Origin of the sequence: Vibrio hepatarius (assembly GCF_011806575.1) — a bacterium.
Classification (GTDB): Bacteria; Pseudomonadota; Gammaproteobacteria; order Enterobacterales; family Vibrionaceae; genus Vibrio; species Vibrio hepatarius_A.
The window spans coordinates 24,713-36,895 of the sequence record NZ_JAATOO010000013.1 but is presented as its reverse complement, the minus strand read 5'-3'; the positions used below and the strand labels follow the sequence as shown (position 1 = coordinate 36,895).

Here is a 12,183-nt window from a genome sequence, read left to right as displayed (position 1 = left end):
CCGTGCCATTAGTACTTAATACTCTAGGTTGTTTTAACTTATCGCTCGCGCATGATGTGTTCATTAGCGCCAATCGAGCCAAAAGCCACCGCACACTCAAAAGAGATCACGCTACAATTACCAAAAAGGTTAATGCATCGACGCACCTAGTCATGAAACCAACTCGGTGTGGTCGCTATATTCATTTCATCTAAGTTGAATATGATTTTGTCGTAACTAGAATCTTTCAAAGTAACAACCACATACTTACCCTGTCCATTTGTCAGCATAAACGCCGAAGAATCAGAATTTAGCGTAAATTTGCCCGCTTTATATCTAAAAATGCTAACCCCATTTTTTCTGTATTTGGGTTTATCATCAGAACTAAGGTTATCAACAATCTCCACGCTTATGACATTATCTTTACTCGTTGAGTAGGACCATATCAGCCCATCAATCAATAAATGCTCAGACGTTATGGTCACTTTGCTTGTGTTGATCTGATATAAAATCGCAATGTATATACCCGCGACCAAGACAAATATTGCTCCATTCAAGCTGATAAACTCAGCCTTAGATATCGTAAGAAAAAGGGCAGAGATAAAAATACCACTAATAACAAGATTACTTAAAAATCCAGCTGATAGATGTTGTGTCATTGCCCGACTCCTGCATTTGCTTCAATGATACGATTCATAGCACTAATCACATTGTCATAGTCAGAAGTTTGAATGCTAATAAGACCAAGTTCTATGGATGCATCTACAGCCGCCTTCGCTTCTTGTTTTTTCATTTCAATAAAGGCTTTGGACGCTAAGGTAGTATTACCGACTTCGTCTGCGAAAGACTTAATCGCCGAATAATTGTCAGCCGGCATATGACACCCGTTCATACAATTTCCACCACCTCCTGGCCCCCCTCCAACAGTAAATGCTGCACTAGTCGCAACGTAAACCCCTGTTGCTGCGACGACATAAACAGCCCCTGCAACTAGTGCGACCCCTGCGATGACAACGGCAACTCCTGCGACAACCCTCGTTTCATTCTGAACGGCCTTAGATAAAAATTCATAATCATTTGGAGTGGATGCTTTCGAAAACATCTTTGCTGTACGTTCTCGAACATTTTTATTTTGAACGAGAACATCTCTTATCTGCTTAGACATTACACTACTGGCATCCCCGTTCGTAATGCCTCTGTTTGTCAATTCGGACAAGAGAGCATAATAATCGCCATTTGCGGCCAAGTCTTTTAGGTCAGGTTCACTGAGTGCGGCCATTAGTTGATGTTCGTAAGTGGTAGCAATTCGGTTTTTAACATTATGATTTAATTCTGAGTTATTAAACTTCCTCATGTAAGAAGAGGCGTTATTTACTTCCGTCCACATCTGTTCAAGTTTTGCTAAGTCCTCCCACACGTCTTGGGGCAGATCGCTTTGGCTCAGTTTTAACTTTAACTTTGAGTCGATATTTTGATTGGGAAGATTTTGAATGCTTCGAGGCTTACCAAACTCTCTTTCTGGACTACCATAGTTTTCTACTTCTGCAAGGACTTGAGAAGAAGACGCAGCGATAGCCGTCCCGACGATCCCATACTGTGTAAGTTTCTTTTTATTCATCTTAATATCCTGTTAATTCCATGAGCTTAGCTTTATTCACAACCCGAACAACATGCGAGGAATAGCCCTCAACCAATAATTTTTTTATATTCTTATCTTTATGCAGAATTGCACATGCTTGGCAGGGGTGGTTTATGTTTGCCAACTTATCTTCCGAGACGCCAAGTTGTTTGAGGATTTGAAATGCACCTTCTGTCTTTATCCAGACTTTTAGAAAATCTTCTACCTGATTGCCATAGTTTTCTATTTGCTTCATATGACCAAGATTCATCTCATCAATATGAGACATGGTAATCCCACAGCAAGCCGCTATCTCTTTGTCGGGAGTAACAACGACAGTATCAAACAGGTTGTCGCAACCATAATTTAAGCTAGAAACGGCCTGCTCTTCTCGTCTAACTTCGTTTTTCTTATCGAAGCGCACCCATGAATTGACCTGGAGCTTTAACAGCGGACTTTCCTTATCCATTTCTTCTTGAATACACTTTTCAGCCCTAAGTTTCTCGAAGCAAGAGGATGTTTCAGTATCAGTTTCCACTGTGACGAGCGTTGGTATATCGAATTCTATTAATGCTTGAATTGCATTAATAATCGTTCCATGATTCACGTACTTCTGATGTGACATCCCGGTAGATATATTTATTTCACCAAGGCCTGAATTGATGAGTTTTTTACAATAGTCACGAGCTCTAAATAAATTCTTAGCCCAATATGCATTGGTAACACAACGAGTCATGAACCCCATCTCAGTACACATAGATATCAGAGCAAAAAGCTTCTCTTTAAGAATAAAACACTCCCCACCAGTAAAAACGATTAGCTTTATTGATGGGTACCGTCTACTTGCATTAATGATGAAGTCACGAATCTCCTCATAGCTTAAGGTTTTATCTAAACTCGGGCTGCATTCAAAGCAACAATCTTCGCAAGCCGCGGTACATCTATACGTAGTAATGACTTATATAGTGGACGGTGCAATCTCAGCAATAAACACAGTAATGATTCTCAATATCAGTTAAATATATAAAACCATACACATAAAAAAACCGCAAAGATCATTCAGACATTTGCCGTGAATATCACACAAAACAATATTTATAAGATATGACTATGAATGACTTAATTCACATTTATCTGACTCACGATTCATAGATTAAGCCGCCATCTGGCTACAAAATGTCCATGAGATTAATCGGAGTTTGAATATGTAAAACAAGGGCATGACTTGATATTTTCAATGATTGGTAGACGAGTCATCTCACTCTAAGAAATGAGTATGTTAGGTACCACACGCAAAGGGGATATCGTTTCTGGAAGTGAATGGTTTTTCATCCATCCCGTTTCTCTCAGCCAATCCATCCCAACACAGAGACTGGACCAAATTTATAACGACAACTACAACCACCAACCTGATGGGTGGTTGTAGTTTGGTGGTAGGTTTAATACTGGTAAGTCACATAAACACTTTTATGGTCAGAACCAAACGTGCTTTGGGACGACTTGGCATCGCCAAATTTACGCTGATCTGAAACATAAATATTGTCTATCGGAGAGCCGGGGTAAGCAGGATATGTCGAGTCCTTAATTGAATACGTGACGTTTGTCATGCCCGCTAACTCCTTGAAAATATGTTGTGTTTCGTCATACAAGTCTTTTGAGCCACAGTTTTCGTAACAGTCATTGATTAAGTCGTCACCATTCTTCTTATTGTCGCTGTGACCAACGTCCCCCCTAGAGGACTTCAAGTGTATGTTGATCACCCCTAGGTTAATCGATTCAATTCCTGTCCACAAATACCCACGCGATGACGTCTTACTCTGATTGATACCCGCCATGTCTGAAGTATCAAGAATCGTCATCTCTTTCGCCGTCCCGTTCGACGCCGCTTCAGGATAAAACTCATTCTCTAGCGAGCGAGTAACGGGAAAGCGACTGATCACCTCTAATTCAAAACTGCCGTACTTATTGTCATTGTTTTCATTAAAATCTGAACATGAAAAACTCGCACCAGAAATAGCCACCAACGATGCGATCTTTGGTAATTGCTCACAATTGGTAAACTCTTGGAGGATGAGAATATCCGGAGCCAGCGTTTCTCCTAAGTGCATAAAATCCGCACGCCTTTTAGACACAGAATCTTGGTAAAAGATCTCTCTCGCAATCTTGTCAAAGTGCTTTTCTATTGAAACGACAGTTGATGATGTCCTCAAACAGCTTCTGCTCTTTACGTGCCGTCTCATGCTTTTGCTTAGCACGCACGAGTTCAAATGCTTTCTCCAGCATTTGAACTCGTGCGTGTTTTTGTTCCAACACTTTCTGAACTGAAAAACATTGTGCCTGCATCACTGCTTGCTCGTTTTCATGATGCACAAGCATTTTTTGCAACATTTGGTTAACGCTATTTAAATTCATCAATATTGCGCTGTTTAATGAAGGTGCCATCAACGCTGTCTGTCCTGAATGTTTTTTCAAATCGGCTAATTGTGAGAGCTGTTGTTTTAAATGTGTATGATGCTGACGCATGGATTCCAACTGTCGACCAACACAATCACGCTGCTTTTCTTCAATCTGTTGAATCCTGCCCACAGCTTTTAATTTGGTATCCATCAGCCTTCTCCTCATTGTGTTCCCTGAAAAATTTGTGCGAGATCGTCCAGACTGGTTGAGTAATCGACTACCTCATTCGCCGCTTGCTGTAAGTAAGCCTGTAACTGCGGATAGAGAGCCAAAGAACGATCAAGTTCCGGATCTTGACCTGGCTGATACCCCCCTAACGGCAACAGTTCTTTCACTTGCAGATAATTAGAGTAAAACTGACGAAACTGATTGGCAGTGTCGCTATGAGTTGGTGGTGTACAAGACATCATACAGCGACTTAACGAGGCATTAATGTCTATCGCAGGGTAGTGACCTTGCTCCGCCAGCTGTCGCGACAATACCACGTTACCATCCAGTATTGCGCGCGCAGAATCTACGACTGGATCTTGTTGATCATCCCCTTCAGCTAACACGGTATAGATTGCAGTCAGGCTGCCATCTTGGTTTTCACTGTTCCCTGCTCGTTCCAGCAATTGGGGCAAAACACTAAATACTGAAGGTGGATAACCGCGCGATGCTGGTGGCTCTCCCAATGCCAACGCAATTTCCCGTTGTGCCATGGCATAACGAGTTAACGAATCCATCAATAACAAGACATCTTGACCCTTATCGCGAAAATATTCACCCACTCGATGGCACAGTATGGTCGCACGTAAACGCATAAGGGGAGATTCATCAGCAGGCGCGGCAATGATAATGGCTTTTTTTCTTGCTGTCGGTGTGAGGGTGCGTTCAATAAACTCACGTACTTCTCGACCACGTTCACCAATAAAACCAACCACAATCACATCAGCATCGGTGTTTTGAGTAATCATCCCCATCAGCACGCTTTTGCCCACACCACTACCTGCCATCAGACCAATACGTTGCCCTTTTCCAACAGTGATCAAGCCGTTAATTGCACGCACACCAACGTCAAGCGGGGTGTCAACGGGACGACGCTTAAGAGGGTTGATCGGTTTTGATTCAAGTGAGACACGTTCTCCCTCTTTTAGCGCTGGCCCATCATCCAACGCTTCCCCAAGACCATTGACTACTCGTCCTAACCACTGATTGCTAATTTGAACCGTGCTATCCCCATCAAGGGGAATCACTTTTGCACCAGCGAACAAACCGCCTAACCGACGAATCGGCATCAAATACGCCACTGTATGATCAAAGCCAACAACCTGCGCCTCGATCATGTCACCTTCAGCGGTTTCAACCAAACAGCGTTGTTCCAGTTTGAATCGGCACCCTACCGCTTGTAACATCAAACCATTCACTTTGACTAATCGGCCTGTAACACGTGCCACAGGAATAGAATCAAGCGAGGCTATCGCCCTGCTTAACCGCTTATTGAGCATATCGTGACGAAAAATGTTAGTCATGCAGCTCATTCTCTGCAGTCTCCAGCGTGGTATCCGAACTAAGTACGTTCACTTCATCGAGTAAATGTTGCTTGACGTTATCCATACACACCTGCAAACGTGAATCACAACTTGCATCGGCTTCAGCATCCTCTGTCACTATGTGGCACCCCCCTTCAGGCAGCTCCGGATTTGCCACTAATGTCCAAGCGTTTGGGAGCTTTGCATTGATCTGCCTAATACGCTCTAAATCTTGCGGATTGAGATGCACGGTGACTTTCTCTGGTTTACCTGGCATGGCGCCTAGCGTTTCATCCACCAGCGCCAGAATTTGTTGTGGCATCAGCGTTAACTCTGCACGAACCACTTGCTGAGCCACTTTTTGTACCAGCTCGCAAATGATATGGCGCTGCTGTTGCTCCCGCTCACTTTGCCAACGAGACAGCACCTGATAAATTTCATTAACAGATTTGACGGCTTCAATAAAGGGGCGTTTCCCTGACCGCTCCCCAGATACGAATCCTTTCTGAAAGCCTTCTTTTTCCCCTTCAAGTAAACCGTGTTGTTTACCCTGCTCTATACCTTGACGGAAGCCTTCTTCATGGCCTTTCTGCAGCCCGTGCTCAAAGCCGGCTTCCAATTTTTGTTGGATGTCGAGAGTATCCTGCCAAGCGTCATTTTCTATAGTAAGTTCATTATCCAAGGCAATCGGCTGAGCCAATGGCGGAAAACGATACAGACGATAGCCCGCAGGCGGTATGTGTATTGCCTGCGAAGATGATCTCTTTTTCTGCTCAATCATACGCTTATTCCACCGTTGGCTCTTCGTAGAGCAACAATTCAATTTCCCCTGCTTCGTCCAACTCGCGTACTATTTGCATAATATCCTGACGAGCAAGTTCAACCCGACTCAATGCCACCGCCCCCCGTATCCGCATTTCATCTTCCAGAGCTTTGATCATGCGTTGTGGCATTGAACGTTTTATTGATTGCTGCAATGTGACCTCAGCACCTTTTAGCGCTACTGCCCACAATTCGATTGGTACATGCTGCACCAAAAGATCCATGGTGTCTTCAAGCTGACGTCCAAGTATCATAAAGTCGAACATGTTCTGTTCAATTTCACCGACGACTTCTTCATCGTGTAACTTCAACATTTCCATCAGCATGCCGCGGTCACCCTCAAAACGGTTGATGATGTCCGCAACTTGCTTGACACCTGACAATGGCGAACTTTGACTTTCCGACACGTTTTCAATGCAGCGCTCGATAAGTTCATTTAAATCACTCGCCACTTGGTGATCAATATCTTGCAAACGTGTTATGCGATACAGCAGTTCATCATGGTTATCCTCAGATAAGTGTTTTAGTACTGAGGAAGAGGTCTCGGCAGGCAGGTAAGCGAGAAAAATTGCTTGCATTTGCAAGTGCTCATCCGCAATAAACCGTGCTAATACCTCCGGTTCAACCCACTGCAAACGCTGCATGTTGTTGCGGATTCCATCGCCATACAGACTATTGAGCAGACTTTTTGCCAAATCATTACCTAACGCCTTACGCAAAGTATTGGATAAATACTCTTTCGATGCACCGCGAATACCACTGTGCTCACGGAAATCCTCAAAAAAATTCTGGATGATCTCTTTCGCGGATTCGCTTTTAATGCCACTTAAGCGTGCCATCGCTTTAGTTACTCGTTGCATTTCATCCCGAGTAAAGTGTTGCAACACTTTAGCCGCAGCGTCTTCGCCCATGCCGAGTAATACAAGTGCGGTTTGTTCTACGTGACTAAGCGTTTGCTTTGGCATCGACTTTGTTATGTTCATTTAGGTTTACCCATTGTTTTAGTACTTCGGCTACGCGCTCTGGCTCTTCATTAGCAATAAGCTGTAGGTGTTTTAATTGAATTTCTAGTGGCGACCCTGGAAGCGGTAACATATCGCTGGCTATATCCAGACCGGAAGAGGCTGCAATGCCCTTCTCCAACAGTCGGCGGTTGAGTGCTTCTTCGCGTTCACTTTCCTCTCGAGTTTGTAAATTCTCATCAATTAATTCTTCTTGTTGTTCAGCAAACTCCAACTCTTGAACTCGGCGATCAGCTCCGGTCAGATGCATGATAAGAGGGCGTAGAACAAAGAAGATCATCGCAATTCCCAACATACCACCAATCACATAACGCATTGGTTGCTGTACCGTTGGATCTTGCCACCATGGGATCGTTGGCGCTGCTTCAATATCAATTGGGGTAAAGTTAAAACTCATTAAGCTCAAGCTGTCACCGCGATCTTGTGAAACTCCAACAGCATCAATGACCATGGTAGAAATTTGCTTCTTCTCAGCATTTGTCCAAGCCTTACCGTTTGGCGCTGCTTGCGAGTTAAGTAGGACAGATACGCTCAGTTTTTTGATTTGACCTTGTTGGTATTGTGTGCGACGGATATTGCTACCAACTGCGTATTGCCGATTGACTTCAGAACGTGCATTGGTGTTCTGGCTGTCTTTTGTCTGCTTTTCTCCTGCTTTTCCCGTTATCGGAGGTTGGTTGCTCAGTGAGCCCGGAACCCCCAACGCTATTTGGTCAACGGAGTTATTTTGAATGGTATGCTCATCACGAACCACTGGGTTATCGTCCAAGATCTCTTCCGTCTCTTCCACCTGACTAAAATCCATGTCTGCCGCAACCTGAATGCGGAAGTTCGTAGGACCAACTATCGGCGTTAACATGTCAGCTGCACGCTGAATGATCTGCTTCTCTAGGTTCTTCTGATATTCCAGGTACTTCGCATTGACTTCACCTTCAGCAGTAGATGTCACATCAGCACTGAGCAAACGACCATATTGGTCAATCACAGAAACAAACTCTGGTTTCATTGCTGTTACACTGCCAACGACCAAATTGATGATCGCTTCAACTTGTTGTGGCTTAAGGTTTTTACCCGGTTTAAGCGCCAACAATACAGAGGCGGAAGGATTCTCTCTATTCTGACGTACAAACAGCGTTTGGTTTGGAATCGCGAGATGAACACGAGCATTTATCACTGCGTTCAATGATAGGATTGTGCGTACTAATTCTCCTTCCAGGCCATGACGATAGCGTGCCGTTTCCATAAATTGACTGGTACCGAGTGAACTGTCTTCTTTCAACGAATCAAAGCCTGTTGGCAATTTCGCTTTAACCCCTTTGGTGGCTAATAGCATGCGAATACGGGCGACTTCGCCTTCTTGCACTAATACCTGGCCATTCTCCTCTTGCATGCGATAGCTAATGCCTTCACTTTCCAATACAGAAACAATTTCACCAATATCAAAGCGTTCTTGTTGGCTATAGAGTGGCCTGAAATTTTGTACTGAGCTCCAAAGCGCAACCACAATAATGGCAGCAACTATCGCTGCGAGTACCGCAGAGAGCACCAAATTACGTTGGCTACTAAACCATAGCTGCTTAAGCTTATCGATCAGCTTATCTAGGTTGTTAGCAGAAGAAGGAGTTCGTATAGTGCTTGAATGCATCGCGGCATTTCCGGTCATTTGGGTGGTTAGTTCTGACATGATCTACACCGGCATTTTCATAATATCTTCAAAAGAGTTCACCACCTTATTGCGCACTTGCATTAAGGCATTGAATGAGAGGCTTGCTTTCTGGTTTGCAACCATAGCGCCGACGAGATCGTCACTTTGCCCCGTTTCAACGGCCGTCATTTTTTGACTGGCCACCGATTGGTGCTTGTTGACAGTATTCAGTACATTGCTCATTGCTTGAGAGAACGACAGAGGCTCGTTCAATCCTCTCACATCCAATGGATTGTCAGTCACTACGAACTCGGGGTGTTTTAATTGGGTGCTCATCGCATCCATTTTCGACAACATCAATTGTTCAGCAGAAACTGAATTGTTAATAGATTGACTTAACATTGGTTTTACCCCCTTTGAACGTTAAGCAGCCGTGCCCGATGCCGACTGTAAATCAATTCCTTGCTCACGCATTGCTGCTAGCTTGTAACGCAAGGCACGAGTGGTTATACCCAGAGCATTTGCTGTCTTGGTTCGGTTTCCATCAAACCGACGCAATTTATCCAGAATGAATTGATATTCTGCTTGTTTCTTAGCTTCGACATGACCGAACAGAGATGTCGGCTCAGTTGATGGCACAGGTGTCAGTAATTGAGCCGGCAACATCAAATCGTTAGCAGTAATGTAGTCGCCATGGCGCATCACCAACGCCCGCTGAATCACGTTTTCCAGCTCACGGATATTACCCGGCCAGTGATACTGGTTTAGTGCTGTAATCGCATCCTGAGATAAGTAACATTTGCTACCGTCTTGGTACTTTTCGATAAAAAAGTGACTTATCGGTAAAATGTCGTCTTTGCGTTCACGAAGAGGTGGCCAATGTAATGGCAATACGTCCAATCGATAATAGAGGTCTTCTCGGAATGTGCCCTTTCGTACTTCCTCTCGCAAATCTTTGTTGGTCGCGGCAATAATATGAATATCCAGTTGAATCGCTTTATGGCTTCCCACTCGTTCAACTTCTCGTTCTTGAAGCACTCTGAGTAACTTGGCTTGAATAGCAGGTGACATCTCACCAATTTCATCAAGCAAAATTGTGCCACCATTAGCCTCTTCAAACTTACCACTTTGCGAGTTCGCGGCCCCAGTAAACGCACCTTTTACGTGACCAAACAGCACTGCTTCGAGCATAGATTCAGGAATCGCCGCACAGTTCACAGCAATAAAAGGACCATCAACTCGGGAGGATTGTTCATGAATATACCGAGCCAGTACTTCTTTTCCAGTCCCAGACTCACCGGTAATCAATACGCTAGCATTGGTACAAGCAGCACGATGAGCAAGTTGCAGTATCTGTTTGCTGCGCCAGGATTTTGCAACGATATTTGCTATCGGTTTGCCTAGCGCTTCCACGCGTTTCAGAAGGCTAAGCAGCCGGTTCGCTTCAAACGGTCTTAACAGATAATCCGTTGCACCGGATTTCATTGTCTCAGCGGCCAAAATTCCCTGATCTTGATCGACAATCGCAATAACAATACCCGTTTTACGTTGTTTCTGATGACAACTCACAAACTCGCGTACACATATATCCGACAAGTCTGAACCCACTAAAGTGATAGCGGCGTGTGTCTCTAGCAAAGCGCTGCGGCCTGAGCGCATATGCCGTACACAATAACCTGCCTCTTGTAAGACTTTTAATACTGGTTGAGCAAAGTTTTCATTTGGCTCAACCAACAGAATATCCATTTTCGTCATTGTTGTACCTTTTCCTCTTCTACTGCATTGGAAAAAGCATGATCCTCGCGCACGACTTGTTCTTTATCCCTGACCAAACGCAAGGTTACGCGACGATTCTTCGCTCGACCAGTTACAGTATCATTATTCGCAATTGGGTAACGTAAACCATGTGCCCGCACTTCGACTTTCTCCTCTGCAAGCCCCAAGGTATTCAGTTGTTTTGCAATCAATTCGGCTCGTTGACGAGAGATGGTGAGGTTGGCGACAGAAGAACCAACATTGTCGGTGTATCCATCAACTAATACCTTGATGACTCGAGAGTCTTCTACGATGTAACGGTACAACGCTCGCAACCTCATTTTCTGTTCATTCGAAAGAGCTCGCTGGCCAAACGCGAAATGGATTACTACTTCACGATCACGAGTATCTAAAAATGGCATCTTCGGTAATTGATCGCGCTTCACCAATCGATCACGACAACTAAGAAATGATTGCAATGCCTCCTGAATATTTACAGTTGGAATGGTGATGGTTTGATCGACGGAAGAATCACTTCCTTTTAACGACAACATCATCCATTTACCTTGATTAATAGACGTCAACACTTGGCTAATATTGCGTTCAAAAATAAACTCAGACCCAGACTTAGCTATCGAAATAGATGAAACAGATTTAATATCCAAAGTTTTTTCCCACGGTGCATTTTTAATTTTAAGTATAGCCCTACCCCATTTAATTCCATTCTGACTTAGGCTTGCTATAAATGTGATTTTTTTGTTTTCTTCATCTAAGCGGAAATAAAACTTCCCATAAGAAAAATCGGCACTTCCTAAATAGCACTCCAAATCCTCAACTTGATATGTCCAATTAGAAAAGCTCATGGGAATGTTAATATTTTGATTCGAAAATGCTAATGAAGACTCAATAAAACACACTACAATTGAAATAAGAAATGTTATTAAACGAATACGGGCACATCGATATTCCCCAACTTTCCCCCAACCAAAAAAACTGCGTAAATATGCATAATGCATACAATTAAATGCATATAAATACATAACCATCGCCTTTTCATTTTTCCCAACGCAATCGATCTTCAAGCTAAAGCCCTCGTCTAACCCTTTAACATAATCATTAAAAAATCCGACAAATAGAGAAAACTATCGATATCGACTTATAAGACATATGAAGCTTGATATTATTCATTATCAAGAAAAACGCAGAATTCCTTCATTTTCACTGTTATTAAATGATTTACCTTTGCATTAATTTATTAACTCATAATATTTTTATCAATCAATTCTTAAAAACAAGATAAATCGTTTTATTATGTGTTGAAGTAATAATCCATAAGCGAAAATCGACATATGAACTAATATCACAAACTTTAAA

At 43.3% G+C, this 12,183-nt stretch carries 13 protein-coding genes; 1 reads left to right on the top strand and 12 read right to left on the bottom strand.

Features of this window, described 5'->3' with window-relative positions; genetic code table 11:
* Positions 1 to 146: 146 nt before the first annotated feature.
* Genes HCZ42_RS11960 through HCZ42_RS11950 form a run of 3 tightly spaced genes read right to left on the bottom strand, consistent with a single transcriptional unit; the run spans position 147 to position 2,333 of the window.
* Positions 147 to 638: a hypothetical protein gene (locus HCZ42_RS11960; RefSeq protein ID WP_167420916.1), complete on the bottom strand. Its 492-nt coding sequence runs from the start codon at positions 636 to 638 to the stop codon at positions 147 to 149.
* Positions 635 to 1,597: a hypothetical protein gene (locus HCZ42_RS11955; RefSeq protein WP_167420915.1), complete on the bottom strand. Its 963-nt coding sequence runs from the start codon at positions 1,595 to 1,597 to the stop codon at positions 635 to 637. Before HCZ42_RS11955 ends, HCZ42_RS11960 begins: the two co-directional genes overlap by 4 nt.
* Before the next feature lies 1 nt (position 1,598).
* Entirely contained in the window at positions 1,599 to 2,333 is a 735-nt protein-coding gene (locus HCZ42_RS11950) for a hypothetical protein (RefSeq protein WP_368484186.1), read from the bottom strand.
* A gap of 540 nt (positions 2,334 to 2,873) precedes the next feature.
* On the opposite strand from HCZ42_RS11950, the gene HCZ42_RS11945 reads away from it, so the two are divergent.
* Positions 2,874 to 3,023 carry a hypothetical protein gene (locus HCZ42_RS11945; protein ID WP_167420914.1) on the top strand — a complete coding sequence of 50 codons (150 nt, stop codon included), beginning with the start codon at positions 2,874 to 2,876 and terminating at the stop codon, positions 3,021 to 3,023.
* Between the two features lie 13 nt (positions 3,024 to 3,036).
* On the opposite strand, the gene HCZ42_RS11940 is transcribed toward HCZ42_RS11945, so the two are convergent.
* From HCZ42_RS11940 to HCZ42_RS11900, 9 genes are read right to left on the bottom strand one after another with little or no spacing between them, the layout of a single operon-like run.
* The gene (locus tag HCZ42_RS11940) at positions 3,037 to 3,705 is read right to left on the bottom strand and encodes a hypothetical protein (protein WP_167420913.1); all 669 of its coding nucleotides are present in this window, start codon (positions 3,703 to 3,705) and stop codon (positions 3,037 to 3,039) included.
* 58 nt (positions 3,706 to 3,763) lie between these two features.
* Positions 3,764 to 4,204 (bottom strand): flagellar export protein FliJ, encoded by a 441-nt coding sequence (fliJ, locus tag HCZ42_RS11935; protein WP_167420912.1) that lies wholly within the window; start codon positions 4,202 to 4,204, stop codon positions 3,764 to 3,766.
* A gap of 11 nt (positions 4,205 to 4,215) precedes the next feature.
* Positions 4,216 to 5,565: a FliI/YscN family ATPase gene (locus tag HCZ42_RS11930; protein WP_167420911.1), complete on the bottom strand. Its 1,350-nt coding sequence runs from the start codon at positions 5,563 to 5,565 to the stop codon at positions 4,216 to 4,218.
* Positions 5,558 to 6,346 (bottom strand): flagellar assembly protein FliH, encoded by a 789-nt coding sequence (gene fliH, locus HCZ42_RS11925; protein ID WP_167420910.1) that lies wholly within the window; start codon positions 6,344 to 6,346, stop codon positions 5,558 to 5,560. The genes HCZ42_RS11930 and fliH overlap by 8 nt, the downstream gene beginning before the upstream one ends.
* A gap of 4 nt (positions 6,347 to 6,350) precedes the next feature.
* Entirely contained in the window at positions 6,351 to 7,370 is a 1,020-nt protein-coding gene (locus tag HCZ42_RS11920) for a flagellar motor switch protein FliG (protein ID WP_167420909.1), read from the bottom strand.
* The gene (gene fliF / locus HCZ42_RS11915; RefSeq protein WP_167420908.1) at positions 7,333 to 9,093 is read right to left on the bottom strand and encodes a flagellar basal-body MS-ring/collar protein FliF; all 1,761 of its coding nucleotides are present in this window, start codon (positions 9,091 to 9,093) and stop codon (positions 7,333 to 7,335) included. Before fliF ends, HCZ42_RS11920 begins: the two co-directional genes overlap by 38 nt.
* A gap of 3 nt (positions 9,094 to 9,096) precedes the next feature.
* Positions 9,097 to 9,456, bottom strand: coding sequence for a flagellar hook-basal body complex protein FliE (gene fliE / locus HCZ42_RS11910; RefSeq protein WP_167420907.1), 360 nt, complete (start codon positions 9,454 to 9,456; stop codon positions 9,097 to 9,099).
* A gap of 21 nt (positions 9,457 to 9,477) precedes the next feature.
* Complete coding sequence (locus HCZ42_RS11905) at positions 9,478 to 10,809, bottom strand: sigma-54 dependent transcriptional regulator (RefSeq protein WP_167420906.1); 1,332 nt, start codon at positions 10,807 to 10,809, stop codon at positions 9,478 to 9,480.
* Positions 10,806 to 11,849, bottom strand: a complete 1,044-nt coding sequence (locus HCZ42_RS11900) for a MotY family protein (RefSeq protein WP_254868951.1) — start codon at positions 11,847 to 11,849, stop codon at positions 10,806 to 10,808. Before HCZ42_RS11900 ends, HCZ42_RS11905 begins: the two co-directional genes overlap by 4 nt.
* Positions 11,850 to 12,183 lie beyond the last annotated feature (334 nt).

Excerpts from the sequence above, each read along its gene's own strand:
- fliE (WP_167420907.1), bottom strand. The coding sequence starts at position 9,456 with ATGTTAAGTCAATCTATTAACAATTCAGTTTCTGCTGAACAATTGATG.
- HCZ42_RS11955 (WP_167420915.1), bottom strand. The coding sequence starts at position 1,597 with ATGAATAAAAAGAAACTTACACAGTATGGGATCGTCGGGACGGCTATC.
- HCZ42_RS11940 (WP_167420913.1), bottom strand. The coding sequence starts at position 3,705 with ATGCACTTAGGAGAAACGCTGGCTCCGGATATTCTCATCCTCCAAGAG.
- fliH (WP_167420910.1), bottom strand. The coding sequence starts at position 6,346 with ATGATTGAGCAGAAAAAGAGATCATCTTCGCAGGCAATACACATACCG.
- HCZ42_RS11960 (WP_167420916.1), bottom strand. The coding sequence starts at position 638 with ATGACACAACATCTATCAGCTGGATTTTTAAGTAATCTTGTTATTAGT.
- HCZ42_RS11920 (WP_167420909.1), bottom strand. The coding sequence starts at position 7,370 with ATGAACATAACAAAGTCGATGCCAAAGCAAACGCTTAGTCACGTAGAA.
- HCZ42_RS11945 (WP_167420914.1), top strand. The coding sequence starts at position 2,874 with ATGTTAGGTACCACACGCAAAGGGGATATCGTTTCTGGAAGTGAATGG.
- fliJ (WP_167420912.1), bottom strand. The coding sequence starts at position 4,204 with ATGGATACCAAATTAAAAGCTGTGGGCAGGATTCAACAGATTGAAGAA.
- HCZ42_RS11950 (WP_368484186.1), bottom strand. The coding sequence starts at position 2,333 with ATGACTCGTTGTGTTACCAATGCATATTGGGCTAAGAATTTATTTAGA.
- HCZ42_RS11905 (WP_167420906.1), bottom strand. The coding sequence starts at position 10,809 with ATGACGAAAATGGATATTCTGTTGGTTGAGCCAAATGAAAACTTTGCT.
- fliF (WP_167420908.1), bottom strand. The coding sequence starts at position 9,093 with ATGTCAGAACTAACCACCCAAATGACCGGAAATGCCGCGATGCATTCA.
- HCZ42_RS11930 (WP_167420911.1), bottom strand. The coding sequence starts at position 5,565 with ATGACTAACATTTTTCGTCACGATATGCTCAATAAGCGGTTAAGCAGG.
- HCZ42_RS11900 (WP_254868951.1), bottom strand. The coding sequence starts at position 11,849 with ATGTATTTATATGCATTTAATTGTATGCATTATGCATATTTACGCAGT.